The following is a 15,700-nucleotide window of genomic DNA, read 5'->3' on the forward strand; positions in this document are numbered from 1 at the left end:
GCCGAGGGGTGGGGGAGAGGGCGTGGGCAGCGGGGAGACCGTGCGGCCGGCGGGACGGATCGCGGAGGGACTGCCAGGCTTGGCATGACCACGCCCTGTGTGCCGGACCATTGCACAGGTGACATGGCACAGGGAAGCCGCCGGGACGAACACGGGATGGCCGACGGGTGGACACGGTGCCGACGCTGAGCCGTCATGGAGCACGAACGGACTGCTCAGAGGGTGGACGGGCGCTACCGGCCCGGCCTCGGCGGCCACCGCGGGAGGGCCATAGCACTTCCCCCGGGGCGGGCATAAGACGCGAGGCGAGGCGCGTCACCGGACCCCGGGGCGACCGGGCCCGTACGCGTCAGCGGGCCGGCCGGGCCCCGGACCCGCGTCGGGCCCCGGACCCGCGTCGGGCCCCGGACCCGCGTCGGGCCGGCCGGGCCGCTGTCAGGCGGTGGCGCGGCCGGGACGGCGCCGGGCGCCCGTGGCCCTTCAGGGAGACGGGTCCTCCGGCACCGGGACGCCGAGCCGCTGCGCCACCCCCGTGAGGGTCTTCCCCAGGGGCAGCGCGACCCGGGTCACCGCGTACGCGTCCCCGCGCGTCGGGTCCCGGTTGACGATCACCACGGGCTTGCCCGCCTCGGCCGTCTGGCGGACGAAGCGGAGCCCCGACATCACCGTCAGCGAGGAGCCGAGGACCAGCAGCGACCGGGCCTCGCGGACCAGCTCGCGGCACCGCTCGACGCGGGCCGGCGGCACGTTCTCGCCGAAGAACACCACGTCCGGCTTGAGGATCCCGCCGCAGCGCTCGCAGGGCAGCACCCGGAAGTCCCCGACCTGCTCGTCGGTGAGGTCGGCGTCCCCGTCGGGGTTGGTCGCGGCCGGCACCGGCGCGAAGCCCGGATTCGCCTCCTCCAGCCGGCGGGCCAGCTCGGCGCGCGGGCTGACCGCGCCGCAGCCGAGACAGACGACCCGGTCCAGGCCGCCGTGCAGCTCCACGACGCCGTCGCTGCCCGCGGCCTGGTGCAGGCCGTCCACGTTCTGCGTGATGACGCCCGACAGCAGGCCGTGCCGCCCGAACGCGGCGACCGCCCGGTGCCCGGCGTTCGGCCGGGCCCGCCCGAAGGTGCGCCAGCCGAGGTGGCCGCGCGCCCAGTAGCGGCGGCGGGCGTGCGGACCGCCGACGAAGTCCTGGTAGGTCATCGGGGTGTGCCGGGTCAGGCTGCCGCCCTCGCCCCGGTAGTCGGGGATGCCCGACTCGGTGGAGATGCCCGCCCCGCTCAGCACCAGCGCCCCGCCCCGCTCCAGCGCCTCGGCGACCGGCCGCGGGTCGGTGGTGCCCGGCGGCAGACCGGCGGGCGGGGTCCAGGTGAGCGTGGGGCGGGTACGCATGGTGCCAGGGTACGGGCGCGGGGACGGGACCGCCGGGCTCCGCCCGGTGCCCGAGGCCCGGTGCCCCCGGACGCACGGCGGCGCCGTGTCACGGACCCTCGACCGTGACACGGCGCCGCCGCCCCCCTCCGCCGGCCCCCTCCGGCGGGGCTCAGGTCAGCCCTGGCGGCTCCGGCGGCGCAGGACCGTCAGGGCGTAGCAGACGAGGAGCACCGCGGTGAAGGCGAGGCCGATGCCCGCCGCCTGCCGCATGTCCGGGACCTCGACCGCGGTGGCGGCGACGGCCAGCACCCCGGCCCCGGCCACCAGCGCCAGCTTGCTGCCGCCCGGGATGCTGAAGCCGGTGAAGTCCGCCGGGTGCGCGTCCCGGTGGCGGCGGAAGGCCACGTACGAGGCGAGGATCAGCAGCCAGACGAGCAGCACGGCGAAGAGGGCGATCGACATGAGGATCCCGAAGATGCCGCCGACGTCGTAGAAGGCGAGCAGCGCCGCCGCCGCGATGCCCAGGGTGGAGGCGGCCAGCGCCGCCGCCGGGACGCCGCGCGCGGTGAGCCGGGCCAGCGGCGCCGGGGCGAGCCCGTCGTGGCCGAGCGAGTGCAGCAGCCGGGAGGCGCCGTACAGGTGGGCGTTGGCGGCGGAGACGGCCGCGATCAGCACCACCAGGTTGGTGAGGGTCGCCGCCGCCGGGACGCCGACGTCGGAGAAGACCCGCACGAAGGGGCTCGCCTCGACGCTGCCGTCGCTCTTCGCGAGCCGCTGCCACGGGATCAGCGCCACGACCAGGGTGATGGCGAGGACGTAGAAGACGCTGAGCCGCCAGGCGAGCTGGCGCATCGCGGTCCGGATCGACCGCTGCGGGTCGGTGGCCTCGGCCGAGGCGATCGCGACGACCTCGAAGCCGGCGTACGCGAACATCACCACCGACATCGCGATCCAGACCGACTTGACGCCGTGCGGCATGAACCCGCCGTCGTCGGTGAGGTGCGCGAAGCCGGTGGCCTCGGTGTCCGGGAGGCCGAAGAAGACCAGCAGCGCCGCGCACAGGATGAAGGCGCACAGCGCGGTCACCTTGATCGTGGAGAGCCAGAACTCCGTGGTCCCGAAGGACTTCACGTTGATGACGTTCACCGCGAGGACCACCGCCGCGACGGCGAGGATCGCCGCCGACATCGGCACCCCGGGCCACCACCAGCGGATGTACAGCGCCGAGGCGACGACCTCGGTGCCGATGACGACGACGGCGCTGAACCAGTACATCCAGCGGGTCACGAAGCCGGCCCACGGCCCGAGGTACGTCTGCGCGATGGCGCCGAAGGAGCCCTGCACCGGGTGCGCGGCGGACATCTCGCCGAGCAGGACCGCGATGATGGCGACCAGCACGGCCCCGATCGCGTACGAGACGATCACGGCGGGCCCGGCGGCGGATATCGCCGATCCGGAGCCGAGGAACAGACCGGTGCCGAGCGCGGAGCCCAGTCCGATCATGGTGGTCTGGCGGGGGGTCAGGGAGCGGACGAGGCCGCCGCCGTCGGTGGCGGAGTCGGCGACCGGGACGGGTCTTTCCTGAGTGGCCATGGCAGGTGTCCTTCTGTGCGTGGCTGCGCGGAGCGGGGAGGGAGGGTCAGAACTCGCTGGTGCGGAACGGCTTGGCCGGACGGTCGAGGTCCGGCTTGCCGAGGACCTTCGGCGAGGACAGCGCGTAGATGCCGTGGTTGGTCAGCACCCAGGCGATGTTCCGGTCCCACTCCACGTACACGCCGTGGGTCTGGTTGCCGTAGGCGTAGTCGGGGGTCTCCGTGCCGTACGCCTTGGGGACGAAGTAGGCGTCGATCTTCGGCGCGGCCGGGTTGGAGACGTCGAAGAACTGCACGCCCGCGTTGTAGAAGCCGTAGCCCAGCACGCCGGGGGTGTGCCGGCCCGGGTTGGTGTAGGAGCCGGTGCGCTTGGGGCCGAAGCTGCCGCGCCGCTGGCAGAAGTCGGTCATGCCGGACGCCTTCGGCGGCACCGGGCGGGGCAGGGCGCCGACGACGCGGGGGTTCTTCGGGTCCTTGGCGTCGATCTGGTAGACGTCCTTGTAGGGCTCGTAACAGTCCTCGGTCAGCGGGTAGCCCGAGTAGTAGATGATGCCGGTCCGCTCGTACTGGGACACGTCGATGTTGTCGCCCTCGGTGCCCGCGACGGACGGCGGCAGGTCCAGGTGGCTGACGGTCCGCAGGTTCGCCGGGTCCGAGATGTCGAGCACGGTCAGCCCGTAGCCGCCCATCGCGGCGAAGGCGTAACGCCCGCCCTTCTCGACCGGCTTGGGCACGAACAGCGGCATCCGCGCGCCCATCCAGCTCGTGCGGTTGCCGCAGCGCGGGTTCTTCCGGTACTCCGCGTCCTCGCCGGTGCGCTGGCCGGGCAGGTGCCAGGTGTCGAGCAGCTTCGGGTGGGCCGGGTCGGCCATGTCCCAGGACTGGTAGCCGGCCGAGTGGAGGTTGGTCGGGTACTCGGTGCGGGAGTACGTGTCGTCCGGCGCCGTCGCGAGGAACATGTACCGCTCGCCCGTCCAGTACGGCGTGTCGAGCGAACCGGAGCCCTGCTGGGCGCTGTTCGGGTCGCTGCGCAGCGGGTCCTTCTGGGTGGCGTCGGTGGACACCGTGGCGAGCAGCTTCCAGTCCTTCTTGCGGGGGCCGTCCAGCCGGAAGACCTTGAAGCCCTTCAGCCCCGGCTTGGCGCGCACCTGGCGGACGCCCTCCGGGTTGCCGTACTTGTCCTCGGCCGGGTCGTCGGTGAGCTCGTGGATCTGCCGCTTGTTCTCGAAGCTCTGCACCATGACGTACGCGCCGAGCTTCTTGTTCCACTGGATGGTGGAGGCGCCCCAGTAGTCGTTGGCGGCCCAGTCGCCGTTGGCCTTCGTCTCGTCGCCGCCGACGTCCTCGCGGCTGACCCGCTCGACGACCTTCACCTTCCTGACGTCGGTGATGTCGTAGACCCGGCCCTCGGAGCGGTCGTACTGGAACATGTACCGCCGGCCGTCGAAGTCGACGATGTTCTGCCAGGTGTGGAAGTAGTCGGGGGTGAAGTCCGCTCCCTCGTAGGCGGCTTCGACCTTCATGTTCTTGATGTACGAGCGGGTGTCGTACGCCGCGTTGCGGCCGGGGAAGGAGTGCTCGTTCTCCTCGTCCAGCGGGGTGAGCGCGGGGTGCCGGAAGCCGCCGTCCAGCTGCATCCCGTACGCGCCGGGGTCCGCCGGGCCGGGGCGCCGGTCGGCGCAGACCTCCGGGATGTTCGGGTCGCTCGCGCGGGGGGCGGCGGACGCGGAGCCCGCGCCGGAGCCGCCGGGCACGAGCAGGGTCGCGGCGGTGGCGGCGGCGACCGCCGTGGCCAGGGCCGTCTTCGTACGCAGTGATCGCATGGGGGTCCTCGGGGTGCTCGGCGGTGGAGACGGTGGGAGGGACGTGCGAGGGACGTGCGAGGGGTCCGGTCCGCGCGGCGGCCGACGCCCCTGGGGGCGGCGGCTGGGGGATCGCGCGGACCGGCCGTGGGTGGGTGTGCCGGGACCTCAGGTGACGGTCGGACGCTGCTGGTACTCGGCGGCCAGGTGGGCGCCGGAGGTCACGACGGACCGCAGCTCGGCCACCGCCGCCAGGACGTCCGCGTGGCTGAGGTAGAGGGCGTTGAAGCCGAAGCGCAGCAGGTCGGGGGCGCGCATGTCGCCGATGACGCCGCGCGCGGTGAGCGCGGCCACCAGCGGGTACGCCTCCGGGTGGCGCAGCGCGACCTGGCTGCCCCGGCGGGCGGGCTCGCGCGGGGTGGCCATGGTGAAGCCCAGGCCGTCGAGGAGGGAGTCGGCGCACTCCTGGAAGAAGCCGGTCAGGGACAGGCTCTTGGCCCGCAGCGCCTCCATGTCGACGCCCTCGTACGCCGTCAGCGCGGCCTCCAGGGCGATCAGGGAGAGCAGCGGCGGAGTGCCGATCCGGGCGCGGGCGACCCCCGGGGCGGGGGTGTACGTGCCGGACATCGCGAACGGCTCGGCGTGCCCGTGCCAGCCGGTCAGCGGGTGGTCGAAGCCCTCCTGGTGGCGGTGGGCGACATAGCCGAAGGCGGGGGCGCCGGGGCCGCCGGAGAGGTACTTGTAGCCGCAGCCGATCGCGAAGTCCGCGCCGATCTTGTCCAGTCGGACGGGCAGGGCGCCCGCCGCGTGGCACAGGTCCCAGTGGACCAGCGCCCCGGCGGCGTGCGCGGCCTCGGTGAGCGCGGCCATGTCGTACAGCTCGCCGGTGCGGTAGTCCACCGGGGCGTACGCGGCGACGGCGACGTCCCCGCCCTCGGCGGCGAGCACGGCGGCGGCCTCGCGGGCGGGCACCCGGCGCACGTCGAGGCCGAGCAGCCGGCCCACCGAGTCGGCGATGTACTGGTCGGTGGGGAAGTGGTCGGGGTCGGTCAGCAGCACCCGGCGGCCGGGGCGCAGCCGGGCGGCGGCGAGCAGGGTGTTGAAGAGCTGGACGCTGGTGGAGTCCCCGGCGACGACCTGCCCGGGGGCGGCGCCGACGAGCCGGCCGATCGTGTCGCCGGTCCGGGTGGGCGCCTCCCACCAGCCGTTGGCGTTCCAGGAGCGGATGAGGTCGGTGCCCCACTGGCGGTGCACGGCGTCCTCGACGGCGGCGGGCACGGCGGCGGGCAGGACGCCGAGGGAGTTCCCGTCGAGGTAGACGACCCCCTCGGGGAGCAGGAAGCGGTCCCGTACGTGGGCGAGGGCGTCGGCGGCGTCGAGGGCGGCGGCGCGGTCGGCGAGCGTCGTGTCCGGGCCGGTGCCCGGGGTCGTGGGCGTGTCTGCGGTCGGCATTGCGGTCACTCCGTTGTGACGGGGGTGGCGGATGTGGTGAATGAGGTGGATGGGGTGGATGGGGCGGGCGAAGCGTAAGCGGAGGCGGCGGTGGCCGGGGACTTCCCCGTGAGGTCCAGGGCGATGTCCGCGAGCAGGTCCTCCTGCCCGCCGACCAGCCCGCGCCGGCCGGCCTCGACCAGCAGGTCGCGGGTGTCGAGGCCGTAGCGCCGGGCGGTGGCCTCGGCGTGCCGCAGGAAGCTGGAGTACACCCCGGCGTAGCCGAGGGTCAGCGTCTCCCGGTCGACCCGCACGGGCCGGTCCTGGGTGGGGCGGACGAGCTCCTCGGCCGCGTCCATCAGCGGGAACAGCGCGCAGCCGTGCTCCCAGCCCATCAGGTCGAAGACGGCGATGGTCGGCTCCAGCGGGGCGTTGCCCGCTCCGGCGCCCTGGCCCGCGAGGGAGGCGTCGACGCGGCGGGCGCCCGCCTCGACGGCGGTGACGCTGTTGGCGACCCCGAGGCCCAGGTTGTGGTGGGCGTGGATGCCGATCTCGGTGGCCGGGTCGAGCACGTCGCGGTAGGCGCGGACCCGGTCCCGTACGCCGTCCATGGTGAGCCGGCCGCCGGAGTCGGTGACGTACACGCAGTGCGCGCCGTACGACTCCATGAGCTTGGCCTGGGCGGCCAGTTCGGCCGGCGGGGCCATGTGGGACATCATCAGGAAGCCGGACACGTCCATGCCGAGCTCGCGGGCCAGGCCGATGTGCTGGGCGGCGATGTCGGCCTCGGTGCAGTGCGTCGCGATCCGGATCGAGGTGACCCCGAGGGAGTGCGCGCGGCGCAGGTCCTCGGCGGTGCCGACGCCGGGCAGCAGCAGGGTGGTGAGCCGGGCGCGGTCGAGCACCTCGGCCGCCGCCTCCAGCCACTCCCAGTCGGTGTGCGCGCCGGGGCCGTAGGTGACGGAGGAGCCGGAGAGGCCGTCGCCGTGGGCGACCTCGACGGCGTCGACACCCGCCGCCTCCAGGGCGGCGGCGATGGCCCGGACCTGGTCGAGGGTGTAGCGGTGCGAGACGGCGTGCATCCCGTCGCGCAGGGTGACGTCCTGGACGTAGACGGAGGTCATCGGGCCGGGCTCCGTTCGGCCAGGCGCTCGGCGGTGCGCAGCGCGGCGGAGGTCATGATGTCGAGGTTCCCGGCGTAGGCGGGGAGGTAGTGGGCGGCGCCCTCGACCTCCAGGTACACGGAGACGAGGAGCCGGGACCCGCCGGCGGGCGGTGCGCTCCCGGCGAGGCGGGCGAGCGGGTCGTCGGCGGCGAGGCGGCGGAACTGCGGTTCCTGCTTGAGCCGGTAGCCGGGGACGTACGCGGCGACGGACGCGGCCATCGCGTGCACGGAGGCGGCCACCCGCCCGGTGTCGCAGTCGTCGACGACGCAGTGCACGGTGTCCCGCATGAGCAGCGCGGGCTCCGCCGGGTTGAGGATGATGATCGCCTTGCCCCGGGCGGCGCCGCCGACCCGCTCCAGGGCGCGGGAGGTGGTCTCGGTGAACTCGTCGATGTTGGCCCGGGTGCCGGGGCCCGCCGAGCGGGAGGCGATCGAGGCGACGATCTCCGCGTAGTGCACGGGGGCCACCGCGGAGACGGCGGCGACGATCGGGACGGTGGCCTGGCCGCCGCAGGTGACCATGTTGAGGTTGGGGGCGTCGAGGTGCTCGTCGAGGTTGACGGGCGGCACGACGTAGGGGCCGATGGCGGCCGGGGTCAGGTCGACGATCCGCTTGCCGTACGGGGCGAGCGCGGCGGCGTTGCGGTGGTGGGCGGCGGCGGAGGTGGCGTCGAAGACGAGGTCGATGGAGTCGAACTCGTCCAGGGCGATGAGCCCTTCGACGCCCCCGGCGCTGGTCGCGACGGACAGCCTGCGGGCGCGGGCGAGCCCGTCGGACTCCGGGTCGATGCCGATCATCGCGGCGGCGGTGACCGCGCCGGAGCCCCGGATCATCTTGATGAGGAGGTCGGTGCCGATGTTGCCCGACCCGATCACGGCGGCCCTCATCGGACGGCCTCCTTCGTGGCGTGGGCGGGTGCGAGGTTGAAGAAGCGGACGGCGTTGCCGCCGAGGACCGCGTCCCGCTCGGCCGGGGTGAGCCCGCTCTCGCGGACCAGCCTGCCGATCTCCTCCTCGCCGAGCGGGAAGGGGTGGTCGGAGCCGAGCAGCACCCGCTCGGCGCCCATCACGTCCACGAGCAGCCGCAGCGCGCCCGGGTCGAAGACCGCGGAGTCGACGGCGAAGCGGTCGGTGTAGTGCGAGGGCGGGTGCGGGCTGTCCGCGCGGACCAGGTCGCGGCGGTGCCAGGCGTTGTCGGCGCGGCCCAGCAGGTACGGGAAGCTGCCGCCGCCGTGCGCGAAGAGCAGCCGCAGCGAGGCGGGGAGCCGTTCGAAGGCGCCGGAGAGGATGAGCGACAGGATCGTCAGGTGGGTCTCGCCGGCCATGCCCGCGAGCCAGGCCAGCATGTAGCGGCGGTAGCGGGGCCCGGCCGGCAGGTCCCAGGGGTGGACCAGGACGGCGGCGTCCTGCTCGGCGCAGTGCGCGAGGAATTCGACGAGCGCCCCGTGGTCGAGGTCCCGGTCGCCGAGGTGGTTGCCGATGTGGACGCCGTGGAAGCCCTCCGCCATGGCCTCGGTGACCATCGCGCAGGCCGCCTCGGTGTCCTGGAGCGGCACCTGGCACAGCGGGGCCAGCCGGTGCGGGGCGTGCGCGCCGTACGCGAGGAGGTGGGAGTTGACGGTGCGGCACCAGTCGGCGGCCCGCCGGGCCTCCAGCTGGTAGCCGAAGAGCAGCGGGGTGCTGGACACCACCTGGACGTCGACGCCGAGCCGGTCCAGGTCGGCGACGCGCTCCGCCGGGTCCCACAGGGTGCGCCGGACCGGCCGGTACTCGGTGGACCCGGCCATCATCATCCCGGCGTCCGGGCCGTCCGTGGTGCGCAGCCAGGGGGCGTCCGCGGAGCCGGTGAGCCGCTCGGCCTCGGCGCGGCCGAGCTCGGGGAAGACGTGCGCGTGGATGTCGACGACGGTCATGCCGGGCCCGCCTCGTCGCGGCGGGTGCGCGGCCGCAGCTCCTCGGGCCAGTCCTTGCCCGGGTGCACGGCGCCGCAGTGGCGGCAGGTGCGGGCGGCCTCGTCGCCGTAGAACGCCTCGAACACCGGCGGCAGGTCCTCGACGATCGAGGTGAGCTGGACCTCGCTGCGGTGCACCAGGTGGTGGCAGTCGACGCAGTACCACTCGAAGGCGTCGCGCTGCCCCTCGGGCCGGGCGAACTCGACGACCAGGCCGACGCTGTCCTCCTCCGGGCGCTGCGGGGAGTGCCGGACGTGCGGCGGGAGCAGGAAGACGTCGCCCTCGCGGATGTGGATGTCGCGCGGCGGCTGCCCCTCGGCGTCCATGACGCGGAGCACCATGTCGCCCTTGAGCTGGTAGAAGAACTCCTCGATCGGGTCGTCGTGGAAGTCGGTGCGGCGGTTGGGGCCGCCGACGACCGTCACCATCAGATCGGCGTCCTGCCAGATCTGGACGTTGCCGACCGGGGGCTTGAGGAGGTGGCGGTGCTCCTCGATCCAGGCCTGGAGGTTGAACGGTCTCATGGTCATCGGGGTGGTTCCTTGTCCTGGTCCTGCGGTATGTGGGCGACGGCGCTGATCTCGATCAGCAGGTGGGGGTGGGGGAGCTGGTGGACGGCGACGGTGGTGCGGGCCGGTCCGGTCTCGTCGAAGTACTCGGCGTAGACCTCGTTGTAGCCGCCGAAGTCGTTCATGCTGACCAGGTACGTCGTGACGGAGACCAGGTCCGCGAGGCTGCCGCCGGCGGCGCCGAGCAGCCGGCCGATGGTCTCGATCACGGCCCGGGTCTGGGCCCGGATGTCGAGGTCGGTGACCCCCATGGGGTCGGCGCTCGCGCCCACGAAGCTGCCGTCGGGCAGCCGGGAGCTGGTGCCGGAGACGTACACGAGGTCGCCGGCCCGCCGCAGGTGCGGGAAGCGGCCGCGCGGGGGCGCGGCGCCGGGCACGATCACGCGTCCTCCTCGGCGGTCTCGGCGGTCTCGGAGGCCGTGGCGGGCTCCGTCGTGAGGGCGACCGTGCCCAGTCCGGCGACGGTGGCCCGCACATGGGTCCCCGGCGGCAGCGGCACGGCGGCCGTCGCGGCGCCCGCGAGGATCACCGTGCCGGGCTCCAGCGGGCCGCCGAGCCGGGCCGCGGCGGCCAGCGCGCGCAGCGGGTGGCCGAGGATCGCGGCGGTCGAGCCGGTCTCGGCGGTGCGCCCGTCGAGCTCCAGGAGGACCCCGAGTCCGCCGAGGTCGCCCAGCGCGCGCGGGGTGCGCCAGGCGCCCACGGCGTAGTGGGCCGCCGAGGTGTTGTCGGCGATGACCTCGGGCAGCGAGAAGCGGAAGCCGTCGTAGCGGGAGTCGATGACCTCCAGGGCCGGGGCCACGGCCGTGACCGCCGCCATCGGGTCACCGCCGGGCCGCAGGACGTCGCCGAGCAGGAAGGCCACCTCGGGCTCGACCCGGGGGTGGATGAGGCCGGAGACGTCGAGCCGCCCGCCGTCCGGGACCTCCATCCGGTCCGTGAGCCGTCCGTGGATCAGGTCGGCGACCCCCATCTGCCGCATCTTGGCGACGCTGGTGAAGCCGAGCTTGAAGCCGGTGAGCCGCTCGCCCCGGGCCAGCCGCCGGGCGACCAGGGCGTCCTGGACCACGTACGCCTCGGCCGGGTCCGTCAGCCCGCTGCCGCCGCCCGCGAGCGGACGCCCGTCCCGTGCCGCGCCGTCGAGGGCCTCGGCCAGTGCGCCGGGGTTCATCGGGCGTCCCCTTCCGTGGCCGGGTGGCCGAAGGCCGCGCGGACCGAGCCGAGACCGTCGATACGGGCTTCGAGGACGTCCCCGGGCGCGACGGCGACCATGGGGCCGAGCGCGCCGGTGAGCACGGTGTCCCCGGCCCGCAGCGGGCGGCCGAGCCGGGCGAGCGTGTCGGCGAGCCAGACGGCCGCGTTCAGCGGGTTGCCCAGGCAGGCCGCGCCGGCGCCGGTGGAGACCGGTTCGCCGCGCCGTTCGAGGACCATCCCGGCGGTCCGCAGGTCGAGTTCCCGCAGCGGCACGGGGCGGGTGCCCAGGACGTACACGCCGCTGGAGGCGTTGTCGGCGATGGTGTCCACGGCCGTGATGTCCCAGTCGCGGATCCGGCTGCCGACGACCTCGACGGCGGGCAGCGCGAAGGCCGTCGCCCGGATCACGTCGGCCACGGTGTGCCGCTCGTGCGGGAGGTCGCGGTCGAGGACCAGCGCGACCTCGGCCTCGGCCCGGGGCTGGAGGACGGCGTCCCAGGGGATCTCGGCGCCGTCCGGGACGGCCGTGTCGTCGAACAGCGGGCCGAAGTCCGGCGTGTCCACGCCGAGTTGCGCCTGCACCGCCGGTGAGGTGAGGCCGATCTTCCAGCCGGTGATCCGGCGGCCCCCGGCGAGCTGCCGGTCGGCGAGCAGGCTCTGGACGGCGTAGGCGGCGTCCAGGTCCCCGTCCGGCAGCAGCTCGCGGACCGGGGCGCAGGGCACGCCCGTGCGACGGGCGGCGGCGAGGAGTCCGGCGGCCCGCTCGACGGCCGGGTCGACGGCCCGGCCGGCCGGGGGCGCCTCGCGGGTGTTCGCGGCGGCGGTGTTCACAGCTTCACGCACACATTCATGGGCTCGGAGAAGAAGTCGAGGGAGTGGTCGCCGCCCTCGCGGCCGATGCCGGACGCCTTGACGCCGCCGAAGGGGGTGCGCAGATCGCGCAGGTTCCAGGTGTTGACCCAGGCGATGCCGACGTCGAGGGCCGGGGCGACCCGGTGCGCCCGGCTCACGTCGCCGGTCCACACCGTGGCGGCCAGGCCGTAGGGGCCCGCGTTGGCGAGGGCCAGCGCCTCCTCCTCGGTGTCGAAGGGGGCCAGGTGCACGACGGGTCCGAAGATCTCCTCCCGTACCGCCGGGTGGTCCTCGGGCAGCCCGGCCAGCACCGTCGGCTCGACCCAGAAGCCGCCGTCCCGGTCGTCCCCGAAGCGCGGCACTCCGCCGCCCGCCAGGACCCGGCCGTCGGCCGCCGCCTTCCCGAGGTAGCCGAGCACCTTGTCGCGGTGGGCGGCGGAGACCATCGGGCCGTAGCCGGAGAGCTCCCGCGCCCCGGCCGCCAGCGCCTCGGCGAAGGCGTCGAACACCGGCCGCTCCACGTACACCCGCTCGGTGCACAGGCAGACCTGCCCGCTGTGGGTGAACGCCGAGCGCAGGGTGCCCTCCACCGCCCGCTCCAGGTCCGCGTCGGCGAAGACGAGACCGGCGTTCTTGCCGCCCAGTTCGAAGGAGACCGGGGCCAGCCGGCCGGCGGCGGCCCGCATGATCGTCGAACCGGTGCGGGACTCCCCGGTGAACGCGACGGCGTCCACGTCCGGGTGCTCGGTGAGCCACTGCCCGGCGGCGTCCGCGCCCGCGCCGTGCACGAGGTTGAAGACGCCCGGCGGCAGGTCCGTCCCGGCGATCACCTCGGCCAGCAGGCAGGCGGTGCCGGGGGTGAGCTCGGAGGGCTTGGCGACGACCGTGTTGCCGGTGGCGAGCGCCGGGGCCACCTTCCACGTCAGCAGGAGCAGCGGCAGGTTCCACGGCGAGATCACCGCGACCACGCCGAGCGGCTTGTGCACCGTGTAGTTGAGGGCGCCGCGCCCGTCCGGCGTGGGGGTGTGCCAGGACCGCTCGGCGCGGCCGGCCAGCAGCTCGGCGTAGGCGCGGAAGTTGGCGACGGCGCGCGGGATGTCGACCGTCGAGGCCAGCTCCCGGGGCTTGCCCGTGTCGGCGCACTCGGCGTCGACGAACTCCTCGAACCGTGCCTCGATACCGTCGGCGATCCGGTGCAGCACCCGGGCCCGCTCGGCCGGGCTCCAGCGGGCCCAGGGCCCGCGCAGGGCGGCCCGGGCGGCGCCGACAGCGCGGTCGACCAGCTCCCGGGGGGCCGAGGGCAGCGCACCCGCGACGGTGCCCCGGACGGGGTCGACGAGCGGCAGCGGCTCGCCCGTGGCGTCGAAGCCGCCCCCTACGTAATGCCGCACAGGTGAGCGCACCTTGCAGACCTCCGTTGCGTGACCAGGCCGGGCTCTCGGAACTGGTGTCCCGGCGTGTGCCGGTATCATGCGCCCACCGAGCTATGCCGAGCCAATGCCAAAAGGCACGCTTCCCCTACCGAGTTCGGTATGGCAGGGGGGCGGGCCCCCGGACCCCCTCCCGCGAGGAGCCCCGCCGATGGACCTCCTGGACGGCCGACTGAAGTTCCGTCACCTGACCTTGCTGGTCGCGATCGTCGACCACGGCAGCGTGGCGCGGGCCGCCGAGACCCTGCACCTGACCCAGCCCGCCGCCACCCGCACCCTGCGCGAGCTGGAGGGCATCGCCGAACTGCCGCTCTTCGTCCGGATCCCCCGGGGGATGCGGCCCACGGTCTACGGGCGGGCCCTCACCGAACACGCCCGCGCCGTCCTCGCCGAGCTGCGGCGCGCCGCCGAGCACCTGACCGGACTGCGCGAGGGCCAGGACGGCACGGTCACCGTGGGTGCCCTCCTCGCCGGGACGAACGTGCTGCTGCCCCGGGCCGTCGCGCGGCTGAAGCGGGAGCGGCCCCGGCTCACCGTCGTCGTCCGCGAGGGCACCCCGGACGTCCTCCACCCGGCACTCCTCGCGGGCGAACTCGACGTCATCGTCGGCCGGGTGGGCCCGGCTCCGAAGGAGGGCGACGGGCTGCGCCAGCGCCGGCTCTACCGGGAGCGCATCCGGCTCGCCGTGCGCTCCGGCCACCCGCTGCTCGACGCCCCCGGCGTCACCCTGACCGACACCCTAGGCCACCCGTGGATCCTGCCCGTGGAGCAGACGGCGCTGCGCCAGGAGCTCGGCGCGCACTTCGCCGACCTGGGGCTCGCGCTCCCCGGCGACCGGGTCGAGTGCACGTCCATCCTCACCATGCGGGCCCTGCTGCTCCAGACCGACATGGTCGCCCTGCTCCCCGAGCTGGTCCTGCGCGACGACGAGCAGCTCGCCGCGCTCCCGGTCGAACTCCCCTCGGTGGGCCGCACCGTCGGCACCACGGAGGTCGCCCACCGCACCCGCAGCCCCGCCCTCCAGGCGCTGCTGCACCATCTCGACGAGGAGGCGGCCGTCCTGCGCGAGAGCCTGGGCGGGCCCCGGAAGGAGGGCTGAGGCCCGGGGCGGGAAGCCGTCAGGGGCTGGCCGGGTCGTACCCGTAGCGCAGGATCCCCTCCCCGGAGCCGCTGTGGAGCCGGTAGACGTGCAGCGCTTCGACCCGGACCCCGGGGGCCGCGTCCGCGACCGCGCACGGGAAGGTCACCTGGAGCACGGCCGGCCGGCCGGACACGGTCAGACGGGTCCCGTCCGCGGGACCTCCCTGAAGCACCGCGCTCCGCAGAGCCGCCGTCATGTCACTCGTCGTCCCCATGGGGCAACTTTAAAGGTTGCGCAACTCCTTAAGCGTCGTGAGCTCCATCACGCGTCGAAGGCCGGGGGCCGGTGCGTGCGGATCCAGCCAGTTGTACAGTTGCGCAATAAGGCAAACGTCAGTCCTAGAGGGAGAGTGACCCGTGCTCCGCAACGCACTGGAACCGTGGCATCTGCTGCTCGTGGCGATCGCGTTCATCGTGCTCTTCGGATCGAAGCGGCTGCCGGACACCGCGAGGTCCCTCGGCAAGTCGCTGCGCATCCTCAAGAGCGAGACGCGGGCCATGCGCGCCGAGGGCGACGGCGGTGCCGACGGCGCCCCGGGCGCCGCGTCCACCGAGGCCGCGGGGACCGGACCCGCCGCCGGGACCGGACCGGCGGCCGGTCCCGGCCCTACTCGTTGACGAGCACGGGCACGGACAGCACCGCCGCGGCGGGCGCCGGGGCCGACGCGGGCAGGGACACGGTGAAGTCGATGCCCGCGCCCTCCGCCCGCCGCTCCCCCTGGCTCCCGTCCGCCCCGGCCCCGTGCGCCCCGCCCTCGTGCTCCTCGCCGTACGTGAAGGTGCCGGTCCCGGCGAGGCGGCCCCGGGCGTCGTAGAAGGCGGCGCGCAGCTCCAGGGCGATGACGTCGCTGACGTCCGAGGTCACGGTGAGCCGGCCGGTCACGGTGCGCCGGTCGGTGAGGGTGAGCCGGGCGAAGCGCACCCGGTCGGTGAACGGGCCGTCCTCCACCCGCACGTCACCGGCGCGCGGCGCGGCGGCGAGGCTCGGCGCGGGCGCCGGGGCCGCGCGCGGGGCGGGGAAGGCCGTGACCGGCGGCGCGGTCGTCGCCTCGGCGGCTTCCGGCCCGGCGGCCGGGCCCGCGTCCCCGGAGCGGGCGCAGCCGGTGAGCGGGCCGAGGGCGGCGAGCGCGGCGATCAGGGCGAGGGTCACGGCCGGGGTACGCGATCTCATCGGGCGGTTCTCCCAAGGGGCGGGCCGCGCGGGGGGCCGGAAG

Annotated in this window: 16 protein-coding genes; 2 read left to right on the forward strand and 14 right to left on the reverse strand. The window is 74.7% G+C overall.

Annotated features, from left to right (window positions below):
• Positions 1-480 precede the first annotated feature (480 nt).
• The 12 genes from ACZ6J5_RS17695 to ACZ6J5_RS17750 all read right to left on the reverse strand — a co-directional run bounded on the left by ACZ6J5_RS17695 (position 481) and on the right by ACZ6J5_RS17750 (position 13,307).
• Positions 481-1,380 carry an NAD-dependent protein deacetylase gene (locus ACZ6J5_RS17695; protein ID WP_469392419.1) on the reverse strand — a complete coding sequence of 300 codons (900 nt, stop codon included), beginning with the start codon at positions 1,378-1,380 and terminating at the stop codon, positions 481-483.
• 156 nt (positions 1,381-1,536) lie between these two features.
• On the reverse strand, positions 1,537-2,955 hold the full coding sequence (locus ACZ6J5_RS17700) for an amino acid permease (protein ID WP_469392421.1): 1,419 nt from the start codon (positions 2,953-2,955) through the stop codon (positions 1,537-1,539).
• Between the two features lie 46 nt (positions 2,956-3,001).
• Positions 3,002-4,777 carry an LVIVD repeat-containing protein gene (locus ACZ6J5_RS17705; protein ID WP_469392422.1) on the reverse strand — a complete coding sequence of 592 codons (1,776 nt, stop codon included), beginning with the start codon at positions 4,775-4,777 and terminating at the stop codon, positions 3,002-3,004.
• A 147-nt stretch (positions 4,778-4,924) separates the two neighbouring features.
• Positions 4,925-6,208: a kynureninase gene (gene kynU, locus ACZ6J5_RS17710; protein ID WP_469392424.1), complete on the reverse strand. Its 1,284-nt coding sequence runs from the start codon at positions 6,206-6,208 to the stop codon at positions 4,925-4,927.
• A gap of 5 nt (positions 6,209-6,213) precedes the next feature.
• Positions 6,214-7,311 carry a 4-hydroxy-2-oxovalerate aldolase gene (gene dmpG / locus ACZ6J5_RS17715; protein WP_469392426.1) on the reverse strand — a complete coding sequence of 366 codons (1,098 nt, stop codon included), beginning with the start codon at positions 7,309-7,311 and terminating at the stop codon, positions 6,214-6,216.
• On the reverse strand, positions 7,308-8,240 hold the full coding sequence (locus ACZ6J5_RS17720; protein ID WP_469392428.1) for an acetaldehyde dehydrogenase (acetylating): 933 nt from the start codon (positions 8,238-8,240) through the stop codon (positions 7,308-7,310). Before ACZ6J5_RS17720 ends, dmpG begins: the two co-directional genes overlap by 4 nt.
• Positions 8,237-9,265, reverse strand: a complete 1,029-nt coding sequence (locus ACZ6J5_RS17725; RefSeq protein WP_469392430.1) for an amidohydrolase family protein — start codon at positions 9,263-9,265, stop codon at positions 8,237-8,239. The genes ACZ6J5_RS17720 and ACZ6J5_RS17725 overlap by 4 nt, the downstream gene beginning before the upstream one ends.
• The gene (locus ACZ6J5_RS17730) at positions 9,262-9,834 is read right to left on the reverse strand and encodes a 3-hydroxyanthranilate 3,4-dioxygenase (RefSeq protein ID WP_362481986.1); all 573 of its coding nucleotides are present in this window, start codon (positions 9,832-9,834) and stop codon (positions 9,262-9,264) included. The genes ACZ6J5_RS17725 and ACZ6J5_RS17730 overlap by 4 nt, the downstream gene beginning before the upstream one ends.
• The gene (locus ACZ6J5_RS17735; RefSeq protein WP_469392432.1) at positions 9,831-10,256 is read right to left on the reverse strand and encodes a RidA family protein; all 426 of its coding nucleotides are present in this window, start codon (positions 10,254-10,256) and stop codon (positions 9,831-9,833) included. The genes ACZ6J5_RS17730 and ACZ6J5_RS17735 overlap by 4 nt, the downstream gene beginning before the upstream one ends.
• Positions 10,253-11,041: a 2-keto-4-pentenoate hydratase gene (locus tag ACZ6J5_RS17740; RefSeq protein WP_469392434.1), complete on the reverse strand. Its 789-nt coding sequence runs from the start codon at positions 11,039-11,041 to the stop codon at positions 10,253-10,255. Before ACZ6J5_RS17740 ends, ACZ6J5_RS17735 begins: the two co-directional genes overlap by 4 nt.
• Complete coding sequence (locus ACZ6J5_RS17745; RefSeq protein ID WP_469392436.1) at positions 11,038-11,907, reverse strand: 2-keto-4-pentenoate hydratase; 870 nt, start codon at positions 11,905-11,907, stop codon at positions 11,038-11,040. The genes ACZ6J5_RS17740 and ACZ6J5_RS17745 overlap by 4 nt, the downstream gene beginning before the upstream one ends.
• Positions 11,892-13,307, reverse strand: a complete 1,416-nt coding sequence (locus tag ACZ6J5_RS17750) for a 2-hydroxymuconic semialdehyde dehydrogenase (RefSeq protein WP_469392438.1) — start codon at positions 13,305-13,307, stop codon at positions 11,892-11,894. Before ACZ6J5_RS17750 ends, ACZ6J5_RS17745 begins: the two co-directional genes overlap by 16 nt.
• Positions 13,308-13,497: 190 nt before the next feature.
• On the opposite strand from ACZ6J5_RS17750, the gene ACZ6J5_RS17755 reads away from it, so the two are divergent.
• A complete protein-coding gene (locus ACZ6J5_RS17755; RefSeq protein ID WP_469392440.1) occupies positions 13,498-14,445 on the forward strand; it encodes a LysR substrate-binding domain-containing protein in 948 nt (315 codons plus the stop codon).
• 19 nt (positions 14,446-14,464) lie between these two features.
• Here ACZ6J5_RS17755 and ACZ6J5_RS17760 read toward each other — a convergent pair whose 3' ends face one another.
• Positions 14,465-14,701 (reverse strand): hypothetical protein, encoded by a 237-nt coding sequence (locus ACZ6J5_RS17760; protein ID WP_469392442.1) that lies wholly within the window; start codon positions 14,699-14,701, stop codon positions 14,465-14,467.
• A gap of 142 nt (positions 14,702-14,843) precedes the next feature.
• Between ACZ6J5_RS17760 and tatA the strand changes: the two genes are divergently transcribed.
• Positions 14,844-15,104 carry a Sec-independent protein translocase subunit TatA gene (gene tatA / locus ACZ6J5_RS17765; protein ID WP_469392444.1) on the forward strand — a complete coding sequence of 87 codons (261 nt, stop codon included), beginning with the start codon at positions 14,844-14,846 and terminating at the stop codon, positions 15,102-15,104.
• Here tatA and ACZ6J5_RS17770 read toward each other — a convergent pair.
• A complete protein-coding gene (locus tag ACZ6J5_RS17770) occupies positions 15,094-15,657 on the reverse strand; it encodes a hypothetical protein (RefSeq protein ID WP_469392446.1) in 564 nt (187 codons plus the stop codon). The genes tatA and ACZ6J5_RS17770 overlap by 11 nt on opposite strands.
• Positions 15,658-15,700 lie beyond the last annotated feature (43 nt).

It is taken from the genome of Streptomyces sp. NPDC042100 (assembly GCF_055582325.1).